Annotated in this window: 17 protein-coding genes; 10 read left to right on the plus strand and 7 right to left on the minus strand. The window is 51.4% G+C overall.

The genetic code is table 11. The features are described 5' to 3' along the window. Positions 1-59: 59 nt before the first annotated feature. The 3 genes from AT746_RS04025 to tolC all read right to left on the minus strand — a co-directional run bounded on the left by AT746_RS04025 (position 60) and on the right by tolC (position 3813). Positions 60-1100 (minus strand): MBL fold metallo-hydrolase, encoded by a 1041-nt coding sequence (locus AT746_RS04025; protein ID WP_062476749.1) that lies wholly within the window; start codon positions 1098-1100, stop codon positions 60-62. 154 nt (positions 1101-1254) lie between these two features. Beyond that, positions 1255-2277, minus strand: coding sequence for a LacI family DNA-binding transcriptional regulator (locus AT746_RS04030; protein ID WP_062476752.1), 1023 nt, complete (start codon positions 2275-2277; stop codon positions 1255-1257). Positions 2278-2463: 186 nt separating this feature from the next. Then, a complete protein-coding gene (gene tolC, locus AT746_RS04035) occupies positions 2464-3813 on the minus strand; it encodes an outer membrane channel protein TolC (protein WP_062476755.1) in 1350 nt (449 codons plus the stop codon). A 226-nt stretch (positions 3814-4039) separates the two neighbouring features. On the opposite strand from tolC, the gene nudF reads away from it, so the two are divergent. From nudF to AT746_RS04070, 7 genes are all read left to right on the plus strand, one after another. Continuing rightward, entirely contained in the window at positions 4040-4660 is a 621-nt protein-coding gene (nudF, locus tag AT746_RS04040) for an ADP-ribose diphosphatase (protein ID WP_062476758.1), read from the plus strand. Continuing rightward, entirely contained in the window at positions 4657-5106 is a 450-nt protein-coding gene (locus tag AT746_RS04045; protein WP_062476761.1) for a DUF1249 domain-containing protein, read from the plus strand. Before nudF ends, AT746_RS04045 begins: the two co-directional genes overlap by 4 nt. Before the next feature lie 18 nt (positions 5107-5124). Next, positions 5125-5889 carry a metallophosphoesterase family protein gene (locus AT746_RS04050; protein WP_062476764.1) on the plus strand — a complete coding sequence of 255 codons (765 nt, stop codon included), beginning with the start codon at positions 5125-5127 and terminating at the stop codon, positions 5887-5889. Then, on the plus strand, positions 5886-6473 hold the full coding sequence (locus tag AT746_RS04055) for a YqiA/YcfP family alpha/beta fold hydrolase (RefSeq protein ID WP_062476767.1): 588 nt from the start codon (positions 5886-5888) through the stop codon (positions 6471-6473). Before AT746_RS04050 ends, AT746_RS04055 begins: the two co-directional genes overlap by 4 nt. A 96-nt stretch (positions 6474-6569) precedes the next feature. Beyond that, complete coding sequence (gene parE, locus AT746_RS04060; protein WP_062476770.1) at positions 6570-8468, plus strand: DNA topoisomerase IV subunit B; 1899 nt, start codon at positions 6570-6572, stop codon at positions 8466-8468. Between the two features lie 208 nt (positions 8469-8676). Further along, positions 8677-9951, plus strand: coding sequence for a hypothetical protein (locus AT746_RS04065; protein WP_156413621.1), 1275 nt, complete (start codon positions 8677-8679; stop codon positions 9949-9951). A gap of 117 nt (positions 9952-10068) precedes the next feature. Then, positions 10069-10929: a mechanosensitive ion channel family protein gene (locus tag AT746_RS04070; protein ID WP_062476776.1), complete on the plus strand. Its 861-nt coding sequence runs from the start codon at positions 10069-10071 to the stop codon at positions 10927-10929. 290 nt (positions 10930-11219) lie between these two features. Here AT746_RS04070 and AT746_RS04075 read toward each other — a convergent pair whose 3' ends face one another. Beyond that, the gene (locus AT746_RS04075; RefSeq protein ID WP_062476779.1) at positions 11220-11645 is read right to left on the minus strand and encodes an NUDIX domain-containing protein; all 426 of its coding nucleotides are present in this window, start codon (positions 11643-11645) and stop codon (positions 11220-11222) included. A gap of 227 nt (positions 11646-11872) precedes the next feature. Here AT746_RS04075 and AT746_RS04080 point away from each other — a divergent pair, with 227 nt between their 5' ends. Then, positions 11873-12925: an efflux RND transporter periplasmic adaptor subunit gene (locus tag AT746_RS04080; protein ID WP_062483942.1), complete on the plus strand. Its 1053-nt coding sequence runs from the start codon at positions 11873-11875 to the stop codon at positions 12923-12925. A 2-nt stretch (positions 12926-12927) separates the two neighbouring features. Further along, the gene (locus AT746_RS04085) at positions 12928-16038 is read left to right on the plus strand and encodes an efflux RND transporter permease subunit (RefSeq protein ID WP_062476781.1); all 3111 of its coding nucleotides are present in this window, start codon (positions 12928-12930) and stop codon (positions 16036-16038) included. A gap of 458 nt (positions 16039-16496) precedes the next feature. On the opposite strand, the gene AT746_RS04090 is transcribed toward AT746_RS04085, so the two are convergent. Genes AT746_RS04090 through AT746_RS04100 form a run of 3 tightly spaced genes read right to left on the minus strand, consistent with a single transcriptional unit; the run spans position 16497 to position 18031 of the window. Next, positions 16497-16721, minus strand: coding sequence for a DUF2798 domain-containing protein (locus AT746_RS04090; RefSeq protein WP_197414323.1), 225 nt, complete (start codon positions 16719-16721; stop codon positions 16497-16499). Next, positions 16711-17391, minus strand: coding sequence for a DNA mismatch repair endonuclease MutH (mutH, locus tag AT746_RS04095; protein ID WP_062476800.1), 681 nt, complete (start codon positions 17389-17391; stop codon positions 16711-16713). Before mutH ends, AT746_RS04090 begins: the two co-directional genes overlap by 11 nt. A 1-nt stretch (position 17392) precedes the next feature. Continuing rightward, positions 17393-18031: a lysoplasmalogenase gene (locus AT746_RS04100; protein WP_062476802.1), complete on the minus strand. Its 639-nt coding sequence runs from the start codon at positions 18029-18031 to the stop codon at positions 17393-17395. A 137-nt stretch (positions 18032-18168) separates the two neighbouring features. Here AT746_RS04100 and rppH point away from each other — a divergent pair, with 137 nt between their 5' ends. After that, entirely contained in the window at positions 18169-18690 is a 522-nt protein-coding gene (gene rppH / locus AT746_RS04105; protein WP_062476805.1) for an RNA pyrophosphohydrolase, read from the plus strand.

Genomic DNA, 18690 nt, shown 5'->3' on the forward strand with positions numbered 1-18690 from the left:
ACAAAGCTTGTAGTACAGGTTAGCGTAATATTATCCACAGTGGTTTGCGCCAGATCAGATCATTGGGCTCTGTGTTGCCGTTCAGATTCATAGGTCTGGGTAATGGCCTCATCCAGTGAATGGTCAAAAAAGCGCTGCTTGTGCGGGTCGTCCCCTGTGAGTCTGGCTCTGCTGGCGCTAACATCTACCTGTTTTTTCAGTGCTTCCAGGTCGGCTTCCTGAAGCGAGTTTATCTGAGCCAGCAACTCGTCAAAATAAAACCGCATGGCATTTATCAAGGTATGGTCCTCGACGGGCTTGCCATGACCGGGTAACCAGAACTCAGGGGAGATATCCTGCATGTGCTTTAACGTAGCCAGCCACTGCCGGGTATTGCCATGGCCAAGGTACGGCACTGCGTCCAGTAAATCACCACAGGCTAGTATTTTTTGCTGAGGCAGGTATACCACCAGATCGGCGCGGGTGTGGCCAGACATGGGAATGACGCTGGCGTCAAATCCATATTTGGCTAAGTCTAATGGTTTACTGATAACCCTGTCGGGTAAAACAAAGCTGGTATCTTTATTGTTCTTAAGCCATATCCTGGCTTGTTCAATCAACTGCGCTTGTTGTGTTGCTTCAGCTTCACTGAGCGGGGAGCCATCCATTTTTATCCCTTGCTCAAGGCGATCTTCTGCGATAGGCAACTGCGCTTGCAGGTAGGTGATTTGCTCTTGCAGGGTTTTCTGTGCCCGCTGTGGAATATCCTCTAAGTGACTGGTATGGCCAATAATGGCCAGCTTGTCCCCATAAGCGTTTTTGTAGAGTGCATTGCCCTGAATATGATCTGCATGCCAGTGAGTGTTCACCAGTACAGCCACGGGCAAGCCTATTGTATTGTCGATAAAGCGGATAATAGCGGCAACGTCTTCGGCGCTTTGTTGACTGTCTACCACTAACACGCCATTGTCACCGCGCATAATCAGGCTATTGCTGTCATCAAAGCGTTCAGTGTCAGGTTGCACCGCAACCCAGACGGAATCAGAGACTTGCTGAATATCTATTGCAAAACACAGGCAAGGCCAGCTAATCAACGCCATAGCAACACAGCTCTTGAACATAATAAACTTCTGGGTAGTCCGATAAATTTATAATCTACCTGACTGGTGCCTCAGATAAAAGCTGTAAGGGGCGAGTGGAGGGCATTGAGGGGCCATACCAATCTGAACAAATGATTGTTCGCTCTGACAGAACAATTATCTATGCGCAACGGTACTACTGACTACCACAGGAGGCCCGTATCACTAACTCTGCAGGAATCAGGACCGGCTCTGGTTGTTCACCTTTGATCATTCGCAGCAGGCTGGTTACCAGTAACTCGCCCGCTTTCTTGGTATTCTGGTGAACAGTGGTCAGGGGCGGATTGGCAAAACTGGCCAGCAGAATGTTGTCATAACCCACCACGGCAATCTGTTCCGGTACTACTATGCCTTTGTCCTGCAATGCACGCATGGCGCCTATTGCAATCAGATCACTGGCGCAGACGATGGCATCCACAGTGTTATCCTGTTCCAGCAGTTCAAGAGCTGCCTGATAGCCAGAGTCTTCAGTGGTAATGGCATCGATTTGCAAAGGCTTGCCTTTGCTGCCAGCTTGTTGCAGGGCGTGGCACATGCCCTTAAAACGTTCAAAGAACTCCGGGCAATGGCTGTCAGCACCACCGACAAAGGCCAGGTTCTTGCGTCCCAGACCAATCAGGTGTTGAGTGATTTTATAGCCGCCCTGAAAATTATCACAGCCGACCGACAATCCCGGGTGGTCTTTGTCCACCTCGCCCCAGCGTACGAAGTGGGTCTGCTGTTGTTCCAGCTTACTGAGTTTGTCCTGATAATTCACATAGTCGCCATAGCCAAGCAGAATAATACCATCGGCTTTGTTGGTATCTTCGTAGTCTGCATGCCAGTCGGTGCTGTAATGCTGAAAAGAGACCAGCAAATCATAGCCTTCCTGAGCACAGGCCTTAGTGATGCTGCCGAGCATAGACAGGAAAAAGGGATTGATCATGGAGTCATCTGAAGTGGGATCTTCAAACAGTAATAAGGCGATGGTGCGGCTGTTACGCTGGCGCAGACTGCTGGCGTTCTTATCGACTTTATAGTTTAACTGGCGGGCTATTGCCTGAACTTTCTCCCGGGTTTCCTGATTCACCAGCGGACTATTGCGCAAAGCCCGTGAAACGGTAGATTGAGACACGCCCGCCATATGGGCAATGTCAAATGATGTGGCCTTGTCTCTCATTAAACTCCCCCTCTTATGGAGGGTCGTCGCAGTATAGATATGATGTTTATACACCAGGTTATGCAACAAGGTCTAATAAAGCTTTTTCATTGCTCATACAAAGCAGGTTGTGGCGGGAACAATAATGATCAGTAATGGCTAAGATAAAGGGGAGGTGGCTCCTCCCCCTGGTTTGATGGTGGTTAATCAGTTGTTGTTTGAGGCCATCAGCCCCTGATTAATATCAATCAAATCCTGTTCGGTGAGTGAGCCCACGGCTTTTTTCAGTTCCAGTGAGCTGATGATGAAATCATAACGTGCATTGGCCAGGTCCCGTTTGGCACTGAATACATTACGGGTACTGTTAAGCACATCAACAATAGTACGGGTACCCACTTCAAAACCAGCTTCGGTGGCCCTCAGTGCGCTCTCTGCAGACACTACGGCCTGTTCCAGCGCTTCAGTGGTGGAGATGGCGGCAATGATATCGTTATAAGCGCTACGAACCGAGCGGATGGTTGAACGATGTGCCAGTTCAAGATCTTCACTGGTAGCCACATAGTTGTATCTGGCCTGATCTACCTGAGCACTGGTGCGTCCTCCTGAGTACAGGGGAATGCTCAGGTTCAGTCCAATTGAGCTACCATCGGTTGAAGGTAAGCTGTTTTCGATACCAGAAGCTTCGATATCACTTTTGCTGCCTTCATAGCGACCACGCAGAGACAGTGTCGGGAGGTGACCAGAGCGGGCTGAACGGATATCGTCCTGAGAAATATCTTTGGCTAACTTGGCGGCGAGTAACTCCAGATTCTGATCTTCAGCGATATTTACCCAATGACGAGGGTCTTGCGGTGAAGGACGACTCGGTGAGAAGTTCTCGGTATTCAGCACAGCCAGTTCATCATGGTACTTGCCGGTAATAGCGCGAAGCTCTTCAAGACGCAATTCCACATCATTTTCGGCGCGAATCTGTTGTGCTACGGTACTGTCGTAGTTGGCCTGCGCTTCATGCACATCGGTAATGGCTGTCAGGCCAACTGCAAAGCGTTGCTTGGTCTGTTCAAGCTGTCTTTCGATGGCGTTTTTCTCGGCTTTGACAAACTCGAGACTGTCTATGGCCCTCAATACAGCAAGGTAGGCTGTGGTAGTGCGCAGAATCAGATCCTGAACCTCGTTTGAGTAGGACACTTCTGCCTGACGGGCAACTTTCTCTGCTCTGTCCATCAGAATCCAGTTGTTATGGTCATACAATGACAGATCCAATTGCAGCCCCCAACTGGTGGTATCAGTATCGGATTCAATGATTACGATACCGCTTTCCTGGAAGTTAACCCGTTCGTCTGTCGCCATCGAGTAACCGGCAGATGCCGATATTTGTGGTAATAACGATGCACGGTTAATGGCTATGCCTTGTTCGGCAGCCTGCTGCTGAGCCTTGGCTTTATTGACAGTCGGGTCATTTTTCAGCGCTAATTGGTAAACCTGGTGAAGATCATCGGCGTAGGCCTGTGAGGTAAAACTAAAACCTACAAGTAGCGCCAGCAGTGATTTTTTCATGTATGTTCCTAACATTTTTCTGAACCGCCAGTGTAAAGTAAACGGGGGCGTTTATTTTCTTAGTGTATCAAAGTTTAAGTGATTCAGGCGCTCACTTTAACCCTTTTCAGGTAACAGCGCGTGACCAAGTGTAACAGAATATGTGGGCTATTTTTGTCTGAACTGATACTGCCTTATGTTAGGCTTGGATCAAAGAGCAGAATAGAGTAAGTGCAGGGTATCGGCGATGAAATCAATTAGCAGTTTTACCTCTGAGGATGTGCAGATTGACGAGCGGGAAGAGGTCTATAAGGGGTTCTTCCGGTTGCACAGGTACCGTCTGCGGCACCGGCTATTTGCCGGTGGCTGGAGTGATACTATGGTCAGAGAACTGTTTGAACGAGGCACTGCGGTCTCTGTCTTGCCTTATGATCCAAAGCGCGACGAACTGGTATTGATTGAGCAGTTTCGTATTGGCGCCATGCAAACCAGCCCATCGCCCTGGCTCTACGAATGTGTGGCCGGTAATATTGAACCCGGTGAAGCCCCTGAGGAGGTTTGTCGCCGCGAAGCGCAGGAGGAAGCCGGGCTGGAGCTGGGGCGTTTATATCCGATGCTAAGTTACTTATCCAGCCCCGGTGGTACCTCTGAGCGACTTTATTTGTATATGGCAGAGTGCGATTCAAGCTGTGCACAGGGGATTTACGGGGTTGACGAGGAACATGAGGATATTCGTGTGGTCAGGATGAAATCCGATGACGCATTGAAAATGCTCGGAGAAGGACAGATTGATAACGCTGCAGCGGTAATTTCGTTACAATGGTTTGCCCTGCATAAGCAAAAAGTACTGGATAACTGGCGTAAATGACGGTGATTGAGCAGCGAAAGCGAAAAAAGTATGTGCCCAGCCTGGCAAACCTGCAGGCGGTCTGTGCAGCCAACTACGGCCGATTACAGAGGTTGTTGCCGCAGGTGGACGAGCAGAACATGGCCTATTGTTTTGCGGCCGGTAACAACATTAGCTATGCCATCGTTATCCAGCAGTGCGAGCCTTACACTACCACGCTGGAAATGCGCCAGGTCAGCTCTGCGCTGCCGGACTATCTGCAGCCAGTGATGCAGATCCGTCTCTATCATGACGCTCGTCTGGCTGAGGTGCTGGGGTTCCAGCATATGGGCAAGTTCCGGCCCAGCTACCAATACCCCAATCAACTGATGCACCAGAAAAATGAGAAAGAACTGGTTAACCATTTTCTTGGTGAATGGCTGGGGTTCTGTCTGCGCAATCCTTCCTCTTCCACCGTCAGTCCCTGACAATACCGGAAAGCCTTTTTGACCGCCTCAGATTCCTGTGTACGGGTGATACAGATAAGCGACTGTCATCTGTTTGCTGATATTGAGCGCAGCGGTTATCTGAAGATCAACCCCTATACCAGTCTGCAAAAGGTACTGGCGTGCGTGAGGGACCTTGAGCCTGAGCTGGTGCTGGTGACCGGGGATCTCAGTGGTGATCTGTCTGAATCCGGGTATCGTCATTTTCAAACCTTGTGGCAACAGGCCGGGATCCCGGCAGCCATGCATATTATTCCCGGTAATCATGATCAACCGGCACTGCTAAGGCAGTTTTTTGGCAGCGAAATGAGCTGGTTACAAAGATCGCTGAAACTGGACAACTGGCATCTGCATGCTCTGGACAGCCATTATCAGGGCACACTGGGGTATGTTGATAAGGAACAACTGTCAAAGCTGAAAGGCAGGGTAAATGCTGCGCCAGATGTTTTTCATCTGGTGGCAGTACATCATCATCCCGTTGCCTGTAACAGCTGGATGGACAAACACCAATGGTGTAACCGTGAGGCCTTTCTGGCGCTGTTGGATGAATTGCCGCAGATCAGACTGGTGATCCATGGTCATGTGCATGCGGATTTGAGCTGGCAGCATGGCAACAGTCAGATTCTGGCCTGTCCGTCTACCTGCTGGCAATGGCGACACACCGAGGAATTTGCCGTGGATGACAAAGCACCGGGGCTGCGTCTGCTGGAGCTTGGTCAAAAGGGCACATTTAACACCCGTATCATCAGAGTGAGTAACAGATGAGTAATCAGGTAATGATTTATCTGCATGGCTTTTTAAGCTCGCCCAAATCGGTCAAGGCGAATCAGATGTGTGCCTTTATGGCAGAGCGTCATTCTCAGGTTGAACTGGAAGTGCCGCAACTGGCCAATTTCCCCGCCCAGGCACTTGAGCAGGCCTGCGCGGTGGCTGAGCGGCATCAGGGTAAGGAGCTGGCCTTTGTGGGCAGCTCCATGGGCGGCTTTCTGGCGACTCATCTTGCCAACAGATTCGGCGGTCGTGCCGTGCTGATTAATCCGGCGGTGCATCCTCATTTGTTGTTGCGTGATATGCTGGGTAGCCATCAGAATCCCTACACCGGCGAGTGCTTTGTTCTCACCAATGCTCATGTACAGGAGTTGCAACAACTGGATATCAGGCATATCAATAAGCCGGATAACCTGTGGGTGTTGTTACAAAGCGGTGATGAAACGCTGGATTATCGTCTGGCCCTGGATCTGTATCAGGATTGCCGCATCACGCTGGAGCAGGGCGGCAGCCACGCCTTTGATGGCTTTGAACGTTATCTGGCCGATATTGCCGGCTTTGTATGGGCAAAGCCCGGGTGAGTTGGTAACATCAACCTGTAACGCCGCCATCGGTCTGTAGTTAAACCAGCGGTGTTGACTAAAACAATAACAACGCTTTCAACAAGATGATTCAGCATGTCCAATCAAAGTTATAACGCACAAGCCATTGAAGTTCTGAGCGGTCTGGAGCCGGTAAAACGTCGTCCCGGGATGTATACCGATACCACCCGACCCAACCACCTCAGCCAGGAAGTGATCGATAACAGTGTGGATGAAGCGCTGGCCGGTCATGCCAGCGATATTAAAGTGATATTGCATGAGGATCAGTCACTGGAAGTGATTGACGATGGCCGCGGTATGCCGGTGGATATTCATCCGGAACATGGCATCAGTGGTGTCGAGCTGATCATGACCAAGCTCCATGCCGGCGGTAAGTTCTCGAATAAAAACTATCAGTATTCCGGCGGTTTGCATGGCGTCGGCCTGTCTGTGGTCAACGCCCTTTCAAAACGGGTTGATATTACCGTTCGCCGGGATGCACAGGTTTATCAGATGGCCTTTGAGAACGGCGATAAAGTGGCGGAACTGGAGGTGGTGGACAGTTGCGGTAAACGCAATACAGGCACCCGGGTACGATTCTGGCCTGATGCCCAGTATTTTGATTCATCCAAATTTTCGGTAACCAAACTACTGCATGTGCTCAGGGCCAAGGCGGTGCTTTGTCCGGGCCTGAGAATTCGGTTTGAAGATAAAGTCAGCAAGGAATCCCATGAGTGGTTTTTTGAAGACGGATTAAAAGATTATCTGTACCAGTCGGTCAAGGCCTACCCTTGTGTACCTGAAGATGCGCCTTTTGTAGGCGCCTTCTCAGGTAACCATGAAGCCGCTGACTGGGCGGTGATCTGGCTGCCCGAGGGCGGCGAATTGATCACCGAAAGCTATGTAAACCTGATTCCTACTACGCAGGGCGGTACCCATGTAAACGGGCTGCGTCAGGGACTTCTGGAGTCCATGCGTGAATTCTGTGAGTTTCGTAATCTGCTGCCCAGGGGCGTCAAACTGACCCCGGAAGATATCTGGGACAGATGCAGTTATATTCTTTCCACTAAAATGCAGGATCCGCAATTTGCCGGTCAGACCAAAGAGCGCTTGTCTTCCCGTCAGGCTTCGGCCTTTGTCTCAGGTGTGGTCAAAGATGCCTTCAGTTTGTGGCTGAACCAGCATACCGAAGTGGCCGAACAACTGGCGCAGATCTGCATCAGCCATGCGCAGAAACGGCTGCGACAGAATAAGAAAATCGAACGTAAAAAAGTCACTCAGGGCCCGGCGCTGCCCGGTAAGCTCACTGATTGCACTACTCAGGATAATAATCGTTCAGAGTTATTTCTGGTGGAAGGCGACTCGGCCGGCGGCTCGGCCAAACAGGCCAGAGACAGAGAGTTTCAGGCGGTGATGCCGCTCCGGGGTAAGATTCTTAACACCTGGGAAGTGGAATCGGCACAGGTGCTGGGTTCCAATGAAATTCACGATATCTCTGTGGCGCTGGGCATCGATCCTGACTCAGAGGATCTGTCCGGATTGCGCTATCACAAAATCTGCATACTGGCTGACGCCGACTCAGACGGCCTGCATATCGCCACCTTGCTGTGCGCCTTGTTTGTGCGCCATTTCCGCTCACTGGTTAATCACGGCCATGTGTATGTGGCCATGCCGCCATTGTTCAGAATCGATGTGGACAAAGAAGTATATTACGCCCTTGATGAGGGTGAGAAACAGGGCATTTTAGATCGTATCGAAGCGGAGAAAAAACGCGGCAAGGTCAATGTGCAGCGCTTTAAGGGCCTGGGCGAAATGAACCCTATACAGCTGCGCGAAACCACCATGGATCCCAATACCCGCCGCCTGGTGCAACTGACAGTGGACGACGATATCAGCACCATGGAGCTGATGGATATGTTACTGGCTAAGAAACGCGCCCCGGACCGAAAAACCTGGCTGGAAAGCAAAGGCAATCTGGTAGAGATAGAGGTCTAGCGGCTTTTTCCTGAGGTGATGCCGGATCCGGATCGCTGAGGTAAAAAATGCGTCTTTTAAACTACAGGCGTGGTCAATATAATGGCATCCACGCTTGGTTTAATGTTACGAGTTGATGATTCCCCGCCCTTTAATTAATAGGTATTCCGGTTTTGCAGATTCAGAGTGAGCAAGGCGTTTTTCTCCGCGCGCTGCCTGGTGTTAACCAATGACATGGTTCAAGGGTTTGTCGCGGTTGCTCATCGCCATTAGCCTACTATTGGTGGCGGGACTGGCTATTTTGCTGGTACTGATTATCGATACTCAGCCGCTGGTGGAAGCCAATAGTGCCGCGCAGGTAGAGGAAGCGGATTCAGTGGCACTGCTTTTACCACAACTTCGAAATGCCTACGCCCGCAGTCAGCATCCTCAGGTCCTGAGTATCAGTGCAGAGCAACTCGACAGCCTGGCTGGTGTTGTGCAGCGGGCACGGGCGGGCGTTCGTGGCCAGGTGAATATCACTCAGGATGCGGGACTACTGGCAGTAAGCTATAAACTGCCCTTCCCGGGGACTTACCTTAATCTCAATGCTGAGCTCAAAGCCGGTAAGGGTATACAGTTAGGCACTATGCAATTAGGCAGTCTCAATCTGCCCGGTGACTGGGTGTTGTCACTGGTCAGTAAGCTGGTGGACTGGAAGCTGGACGCTGATATTGCCAGTGCGCTGCTTGATCGAGTCCGTCAGGTTGATATCAGCAACAGCGCCGTGGCCATCAGACTGGCCCCTTTTGCGGATTTATTGCAGGAGCTAAGAGAGCTTCCGCCCTCTGCGCTGTCGCCTGAAGATGCCCGGAAACAACAGCGGGTGCACCATTATCTGGGCATGCTTGATAAGCTTCAGATGCCGGGTTCTGACACTGTGTCTTTGCATTATTATCTGCAACCGTTGTTTGCTGAAGCGCTCAGGCGCAGTACCGGAGCAGATGCTGTTGAGGAAAATGAGAGCGCGTTGCTGGCATTGGCTATCTATACCGGTAATCGTCATTTTGCCCGGTTTGTCGGCATAGAGGCGCTGCCGCGTAATGGGCATCGTGTCAACATTGTGCTCTCAGACAGACAGGATCTGCATCTGCATTTTGTTTACTCTGTGGCCATTAAGCTGCTCTCTGATCAGGGTATCAGCATAGCCGTCGGTGAATTTAAAGAGCTGATGGACAGAGGCGAGGGTGGCAGTGGTTACAGCTTTGTAGACCTGGCGGCGGATATGGCCGGGGTCAGACTGGCGAAAATGGCACTGGAGCCGGATACTGCAGAGCTGATCCAGCGGCGACTGGCACAGGCAGAGGATGAGTCGGTGTTCTTCCCGCAGGTTCTGGACTTGCCAGAAGGGATGGACAAAGAGGAATTTGCCCGTCGCTTTGAGGCAGTAGACAGTCCCGCCTACCAGCAACTGGTGAACAAGATCCGTGAGCGATTAGATACACTGGCGCTTTACCAGCCATGAAACATGGCTAACAGCAGCGCTGAATTGGCTCAAGATATTGCAAAACCGGTGCACAGTCAGGATGATATGCCCCGTTAAACGTCGTGTCGCACAATACTGAATCTACAAGGAGCACCATTGGAATTCTGGCTGGATAAAATTTTTACCTTTATGCTGACTCACAAGCTGGTGACCACCCTGCTGCTGCTGTTTGTGATGCTGGGCATCAAACGTCTGATTGTGCGGCTGGTGCGAAGAAGAGGGAAAAAGCGGGCAGAAGACAAGCGCCCGGCGGTTAATGCGATTAAGAATGTCAGCAATATGTTGCTGGTGGTATTTATCCTGGTGCTCTGGTCAGCAGAGGTACAGACTCTGGCCTTTTCCATTGCCGCCTTTATGGTCGCCATCGTGCTGGCCATGCGTGAATATATTCAGTGCTTCACCGGTTTTATCTATGCCACCAGTGCACGTATGTTCCGGGTCGGTGACTGGATCCAGGTAGGTGATCATTACGGTGAAGTGATTGAATCAGACTGGCTGAGTCTGACCTTGCTTGAAGTGCATATGGAAACCTATGAATATTCAGGCAAAACCCTGAATGTACCCAACAACCTGTTGATCACGCGACCGGTTAAAAACCTCAATTTCCTGAAGCGTTATTCGACCCACTCTTTTATTCTGACCCGTGATCAGAGTGTCAATGTGTTTGCCTTTAAGGAGCAGCTACAGGAAAAAGCCCGCTCTTACTGTGAGCATTTTCATGATGTGGCGTTGCGCTACAATAATCTTATCGAAAAACGTCTGGATGTGAATATTTCCGGGCCGGATCCTGCTATCCGCATTACCACCAGCCATCTCGGTGATACGGAGACCCGTATTACTATTTTCTGCCCTACCGATCAGGCCATAGATATTGAGCAGAAAATTACCGAAGACTTTATGCAGCTATGGTTTGCCAGCCGTGATGCCAAAGAGCCGCTACCGCAGCCGGATGAATAACTTAAAGGCGTATTTTGTAAATCTAAGCTAATTCTAACGATTAACACTCTGATTATTCAGGTGAATCGGTCAATTTAGGCCTGTATGGTGTGAGTAAATTTTCAGATTGTACGATTCTTGTACTTTTTCTGATTTGAGGTTTTGATTGGACTTTATCTTTATATTCACTTGAAACAGTAAGTTACAAATCATAGCCGCCAGAAATCAGTTTATACTCTGCTTTTTTCAGGCTTATGCTTGTAAAAGCAGAGCTTTAAAGCTGAGGCCAGTCCTAACGGTTATTTAATGCTTCACTCTGGTACCTTATTAAACCATTCCCGCAGTTCAATCAGCTCTTTATCCCGTTGCCAGTCACGCAACTCAAGTTCAAAAGGATTGCTGAGCTGGATAGAGCTGATATCGGATTCTACCCATTCAGGCACCGGGTAGGTTTTCAGTTCAGGTGTAAATGCCGGTGGCAAACGGCAGTGATAGACCCGCAAACCGGAATCTGTCTGACCCAGATAGCGCCCCACTTCCACATTAAAGCCGGTTTGCTCCCAGGTATGCCGGTGCGCAGTGCACTGGGCTGATTCTCCGTTCTGACCCGCGCCACCGGGGATATCAAGGCCGGAGGAATGTCGGTTAGCTGTAGTTACAAGCCATTTGTCGATTTTGATTAGGCAGGCTGCTCCGCCGACGTTACTCTCCCGCTGCTGAGCTTCTACCCTGCACATTGGCTGCGACGGGGGCTCACTGCTGCAGGAAAAGAGCAACACAGAGGTACACAGAAGTAATCTTTTTTGCAATTGGGTACGTACAGTTCAGGAATTTAGCGCCTATGGTAGTATAAGCGCCCCCTGCAGGCTATCACTTGCATTAAGGCTTCTTTGATTTTTAGTACGGTTCAGCCAGGTGCCAAACCGGTTGCACCAATTTTCACCAGAAAAGGGCTTTGAGCCAGATGGCAAAGAAATTTACGATTTCACCTGTTTTGATTTTGTTGCTGATGGTATCGGCGGTTACTGTCTATTTGTATCTTCAACCTGAAGAAGCTGAGCCTTCGCGGCAGATGAGCGCAGTGCCGGTAACGGTTGCAGAGGCAACGCAACAGGATTTTGCGGTAGTGGTCGAGGCATTGGGCACGGCGACGGCCAATGAGGCCGTGCAGATTACCGCTCAGCAAAGCGAGGTTATTGCCCGTATCGGTTTCGATGATGGCGATATGGTGGAAAAAGGGCAGTTGTTGGTGCAACTCAATGACCGGGAAGAAAAAGCCCGTGTCAGTGAGCTGGAAATCAATTTACAGGAAGCCAAAAGACAACTGCAGCGTATTACTAATCTGGCCCGCGAGAATGCCACCTCTGCCCAGTTGTTGGATGAGCAGGAAGCCCGCGTGAATGCCCTTAAGGCCCAGCTTGAAGTGTCCAAATCGCAGTTGGCAGAGCTCGAGATCAGAGCGCCGTTCGCCGGCAAACTGGGGATCCGCCGGGTCAGTAATGGTGCGCTGGTGCGCCCTGGCGATCTGATCACCACACTGGATGATCTGAGCAAGGTCAAGGTGGATTTCAGTATCGCCGAGCGTCATCTGTCAGATGTGGCCAAGGGCCTGCCGATTTCGGCAACTACGGTGGCCTATCCCGGCGTTGTGTTTCGCGGGCAGATAATCAGCATGGACTCAAGGCTGGATCCGGTAACCCGTTCAGTGCAGGTCAGGGCCCTGGTGGACAACCCCGAACTGCGTCTGCGCCCAGGTATGTTGTTGCAAATTCTGTTGCAAAAACAGGTGCTCAATACCCTGGTGTTGCCGGAAAGTGCTCTGATTCCGATTCAGGATCAGCAATTTGTCTATGTTGTTGGTGATGATAGTAAAGTTCAGAAACGGGAAGTAAAAATTGGCCGCCGCAAGCCCGGGCTGGTACAGGTGGTATCCGGTCTTGATGCCGGTGATCGGGTAGTGGTGGAAGGGGCGCTCAAGCTCGGTGATGGTATGCTTGTTAACGTGCTGGAGCCATAACTATGCTGTTATCGGATCTCTCTGTAAAAAGGCCGGTATTTGCCTCTGTTGTTAACCTGCTGCTGATTGTCTTTGGTATTGTCGCCATCACTAAGTTGTCTCTGCGCGAGTACCCTGATGTAGAGACGCCCATTGTTTCAATCAGCACCAATTATCCCGGTGCGTCGGCCTCGATAATTGAAACCCGTATTACCCAGTTGCTTGAAGATCGTATCAGCGGTATCGAAGGCATCAAGAACATCAACTCCAGCAGCCGCAATGGCCGCTCTTCCATCAGTATTGAATTTCATCTGTATCGCGATATTGATGCGGCGGCCAATGATGTGCGCGAACGGGTCAGCCGGGCGCTGAATAACCTTCCGGCTCAGGCCGATCCACCTGAAGTGTATAAATCGGACTCCGACGAAGATGTGGTGGTCTGGTATAATCTGCGCAGCGACAATATGTCAGTGATGGAGCTGACCGATTATGCTGATCGCTATGTGGTGGACCGCCTTGCGGTAGCCGATGGGGTGGCCAGGGTCAGAATTGGCGGCGGACGAACCTACGCCATGAAAGTCTGGCTGGATCGCAATGCTATGGCCGCCCGTAACGTGACGGTGGAAGATATCGAGCAGGTGATCCGCTCCGAAAATGTGGAACTACCCGCCGGAGAGATAGAGTCCTCCGATCGTGATTTTGAGGTCAGGGTTGCCCGCTCATTTCTTGACCCGGATGATTTCTCGCGCCTGACGATCAAGGCCGGTGCCGACGGTTATCTGGTGCGTCTGGGCGAGGTAGCGAATGTCGAACTGGCCGCCGAGGACGATAAAACCGAGTTTCGTGGCGATGGCGTGAATATGATTGGACTGGGCATTGTTAAACAGTCCAAGGCCAATACGCTGGAGGTGGCCAGAGCGGCCCGTAAAGCCATCGAAGAGGTGGAGCGGAATCTGCCGGGTAATATTTTTATCGTGCCCAGCTATGACTCCTCGGTGTTTATCGAAGAGTCCATTAACGAGGTTTACAATACTCTGGCCATTGCCATGGTGATGGTGGTGGTGGTCATCTACCTGTTCCTGGGCAATGTTAAAGCCACCCTGATCCCCGCCGTAACAGTGCCGGTAGCGCTGGTGGCGGCCTTTATGGTGCTCTATACCCTGGGTTTTTCCATCAACCTGCTGACCTTGCTGGCGCTGGTGCTGGCCATTGGTCTGGTGGTGGATGACACTATCGTCGTGCTGGAAAACATTTATCGGCGTATCGAGATGGGCGAGCCACCCTTGCTGGCCGCTTATCGTGGTGCCCGTGAAGTGGGCTTTGCGGTGATTGCCACTACGTTAGTGCTGATCGCGGTATTTCTGCCGCTGATTTTTCTGGAGGGCAATATCGGCAGATTGTTTACCGAATTTGCCATTGCCATTGCCGCCGCCGTGGCCTTTTCCAGTTTCACCGCCCTGACCCTGTCGCCCATGCTTTGCTCGCGAATTCTGGAAAAACGTGAGCGCAGCAGTCGCTTCGGGCGCGCCATGGACAAAGGCTTCTCGAAGCTGGAAAACAGTTACTACCAGTCTCTGGATAAGAACCTGCACCAGCCCTGGGTAACCGCACTGCTGATTATCGTCAGCGTGGTAGCCTTATATGGACTGTCAAAAGAAGTGCCCACCGAGTTTGTACCCAAAGAAGACCGTGGCAACTTCTTTATCATTATGCAATCGGCAGAAGGGGCGAGTTTCGAGAGCAACAGCCGCAACCTGAAAAAAATCGAAGATATTCTGCTGCCCTATATCGGCAAGGAAGAAGTCGACAGAGTACTGGTAAGAACGCCTGGCTGGGGCGGCAGTGCCGGTATTGCCATCGTTGGTGCTGTGCCCTGGGATGAGCGCAAGCGCAGTACCTTTGAACTGATGGATGAAATCAGCGGCAAGCTGACCACCATTCCCGATGTGCGCGCTTTTGCGGTGATGCGCAGCAGCCTTGGTGGCGGTGGGCTGGGCCGGCCGGTGCAGTTTGTGTTAAAGGGCAATACCTATGAGGAGCTGGTCAGCGCCCGGGATATTCTGATGAAAAAAGCCGCTGACAATCCCGGCCTGGTGCGTCTGGACAGTGATTATAAGGAAACCTGGCCGCAAATACTGGTGAATATCAATAAAGAGCGGGCCGCCGATCTGGGTGTTTCTATTGGTGATATCGGTCGGACGCTGGAGACCATGCTGGGGCAGCGGCGGGTATCCACTTACCTTGATCGGGGTCAGGAGTACTACGTGATCATGGAAGGCCGCAAGGCCGATTACCGCAGTCCGCAGAGTATTGACAATCTCTATGTGCGCTCGCAGCGTTCAGGTGAGCTGATCCCGCTGGATAACCTGCTCAGTTTTGAGGAGCAGGCTACTTCATCGACCCTTAACCGCTACAACAGAATGAGGGCCATTACGATCAGTGCCAACCTGGCTGATGGTTATACCCTGGGTGAGGCGCTGGATTATCTGAACGGCATCGTCAGTGAGGAGATCTCTGACACCATCGCCGTGGACTATAAAGGTGAGTCTCAGCTATTGCAGGAGTCCGGCAATTCAGTGCTGTTTATCTTTGCCATGGCCCTGGCGGTCACCTATCTGGTGCTGGCGGCACAGTTTGAGAGCTGGGTTCATCCGCTGGTGATTATGCTGACCGTCCCCCTGGCATTGCTTGGCGCTTTTATTGGTTTATATCTCACCGATCTGTCGATGAATATCTACAGTCAGATCGGCATGATTATGTTGATTGGCCTGGCGGCTAAAAACGGCATCCTGATCGTGGAATTTGCTAATCAGCTGCGGGATGTGGGTATGGAGTTTGAAGAAGCCCTGAAACGGGCGGCCAAGCAGCGGCTGCGTCCTATCGTCATGACCGGCTTTACGACCGTATTCAGCTCTCTGCCATTGGTACTGGCCTCCGGGCCAGGCTCAGAGAGCCGGATGGTCATCGGTATGGTGATCTTTGCCGGTGTTATTGTGGCGACCTTTATGACCCTGTTTGTGGTGCCTACTGCCTACTACTGGCTGGCCCGCCATACCGGCTCACCCATGCAGATGACCCATAAACTGGAAAAAATGGACGAAGAGCTGCCGTACCGTAAAGGCGAGGTGGATTAACGGTTAAAACATAGGTAACCACGAAAGGCACGAAAATCACGAACAAATAACTATCTCTCGCAGAGTCGCTGAGACGCAGGGGCCTTATAGCATCTGTTCCACAGCGCCTTTGCGCCTCTGCGAGATCGAATTAATCGCCTGGCAACTTACCGAGCCCCCAATGTAGGGTCGAATTTATTCGACCAGCAGAGGCGAGATTGGCACCGTTAGCCCAATAAATTGGGCCCTACATGGGGCGGTTTAACAAATCCCGTATTCGCTTTCGCCCCTACAACCTCCGCGCGCTCTGCGTCTCTGCGGTGAGTATGCCGCTGTTATACATTTAAGCCTCTGTGGTAAAAAATCCACGCATAATCCCGCAACCTTTGAACGAACCAATGTACGTGCTGGTAACATCCGGTTGTCAAAGGTGCTGGACAGGTCCGCTGCGCTTCCTGGCCGGCTACACAGCCTGACAACTATTTCACCAGCCACTCCACAATGCGGCGGCTGAATGGGGCGAACAGCATCACCAGTGGAAAGGCACACAGATGTGCCAGCACATAAGCCCGTAGCCATAACCAGATAAAATTCTCTACCAGGCCAAGGTTAATCAGGGTCAGTATGCCTGACATACAAAAAGCCATAAATCCGCTCATTATAAAGGCGAACAGCCAGCCGGAGTGTTTGGGGTTAAACATCATTGAAAACCTTATCCAGGATCTGTTGAGTAAAGTGTTTTTTCAGATAAAAGCCCCGGGGACGGGTGCGGATCCGCTGGCCCTGTTCGCCGATGGCGTCGGTGAGGGCCTTGCCGTCGGCGGCTTTGGGTCGTAACTGCAGCACTTCGCCATGTCGAGCTGTAACAGACTCGATTTTGCCCAGCGCGAGCAGCTCCATGATCTCTTCCCAGTCCTGGCGTAAGGCGGCTTCCTCGTTCTGATCGGGCTGCCAGACAAAGGCGCTGCCGACCCGGCGCTCCGCAGGCGCAATAGTGCGACTGGCCAGAATCGGCAGCCAGCAGACGCAGCTTAATTTGTTACGCACATTGGAGTGCTCCCAGCTCATTCCGGCAATATTAACCAGCGGCGCATAGCAGACATAGGTGGTTTCCAGCGGTTTACCCTGCTCATTAACAGGTAAGGTTTTGAGTTCTACTCCAAGTTGCGGAAAATCCTGCTCTGGTTTTGAACCGGCTTCTGCCCCCAGCCACAGTTCCAGCAACTGGCCACTCCAGCCTTTATGCCGTTGCAGGTTTTCTGGTGTGGCGAAGCCGGCCAGATCCGCCAGTTCGCCCAGTGTCAGCCCGGCTAACTGGCGGGTTCGTTCCAGCAGTTCCTCAATGCTCGCAGGAGGGTGTTGGGGTAGTTGCACCTTATTCTGTTTCCCGCGTTGTGATGGTCAGGGCACCGTTGACCAGGCAAAATTGTGCTAAATAATAGCTGAACATGACAGTGAATTCATGCCAGACAAAAGCATCAATAAAGTATACCCAGGCCAGCAAGGTATCTGAGATGACGAAGCTGACAGCACCCACTATCAACCAGGGAATTCCTTTGCTGGCAATAATGGCAGTGGTCGCCATTGCGCACAGCGCCAGCATATAGGCCACAACGGGCCAAAGCATGTTGCCAAGCTCAGGTTGCAGACGCCAGAACAACGCACCGGCAAACGCCACAATAAGTGCCAGGGGCAGTAGTTTCCAGTGCTGCCAGTGGCGAAAACGCCAGAAGTTAATGCTGTAGATTAGCTGTGCCAGTAAAAAGGCGGCCAGTCCAAGATTGAAACTCTGGGGTAGCGGCAAGGCCAGCAGGATGTCGCCACAGGCTGAAAAAGCCAGAGCAGTGAGCAGCAGGTACTTATTATTTTGGGCATTGCGCATCACCAGTAGCATCAGCCACATTACGGGGATGGCTTTGAACAGAAAATCAAGAGGATAGGCCCGTAAATGCAGGCTGAATAGATAGAACAGCGCACTGCCGACGAAGATCAGATTCCAGTGTCTGCTTTTCATTAACCTGCTCCATCGTAGGGGTTTAGGGGGCTGTCACGAGCCAGCTATACAGCAAATATTGGCTGAATTAGCTTTGAAAGAGGCCTAGTTTATGGAAGAATGCGTTACTATAAAAGAACTAATGCCCGGGAGTCTAAGTGATTGATGCCGAAGGATTCCGCGCGAATGTCGGCATAGTGATTTGCAACAGGATAGGGCAAGTATTTTGGGCAAGACGCTATGGCCAGCATTCCTGGCAGTTTCCACAAGGCGGAATTGATCAAGGTGAAACTGCAGAGCAGGCAATGTATCGGGAGCTGCACGAGGAAGTGGGGCTTAAACCACAGGATGTGGAAATACTCGGGGTAACCAAAAACTGGGTAAGATACAAATTGCCGAAGAGGCTGATACGCCAGGGTACGGATCCTGTCTGTATCGGGCAGAAGCAAAAATGGTTTTTGCTGAAGCTTACCTGTAAAGAGGAAGATGTTGATGTTTTGCACTCGGGTCATCCGGAATTCGACGGTTGGCGCTGGGTTAGTTATTGGTACCCTGTACGTAATGTGGTGTCTTTCAAACGGGATGTTTATCGTCGCGTAATGAAGGAGTTTGTGTCCATTGCCATGCCCGTTCAGACCAGACCAGCCGGACAGCGGTCTAAACGTCGGCGCAGGAGTTAG

The sequence above is a fragment of the Lacimicrobium alkaliphilum genome, assembly GCF_001466725.1.
GTDB classification, from domain to species: domain Bacteria; phylum Pseudomonadota; class Gammaproteobacteria; order Enterobacterales; family Alteromonadaceae; genus Lacimicrobium; species Lacimicrobium alkaliphilum_B.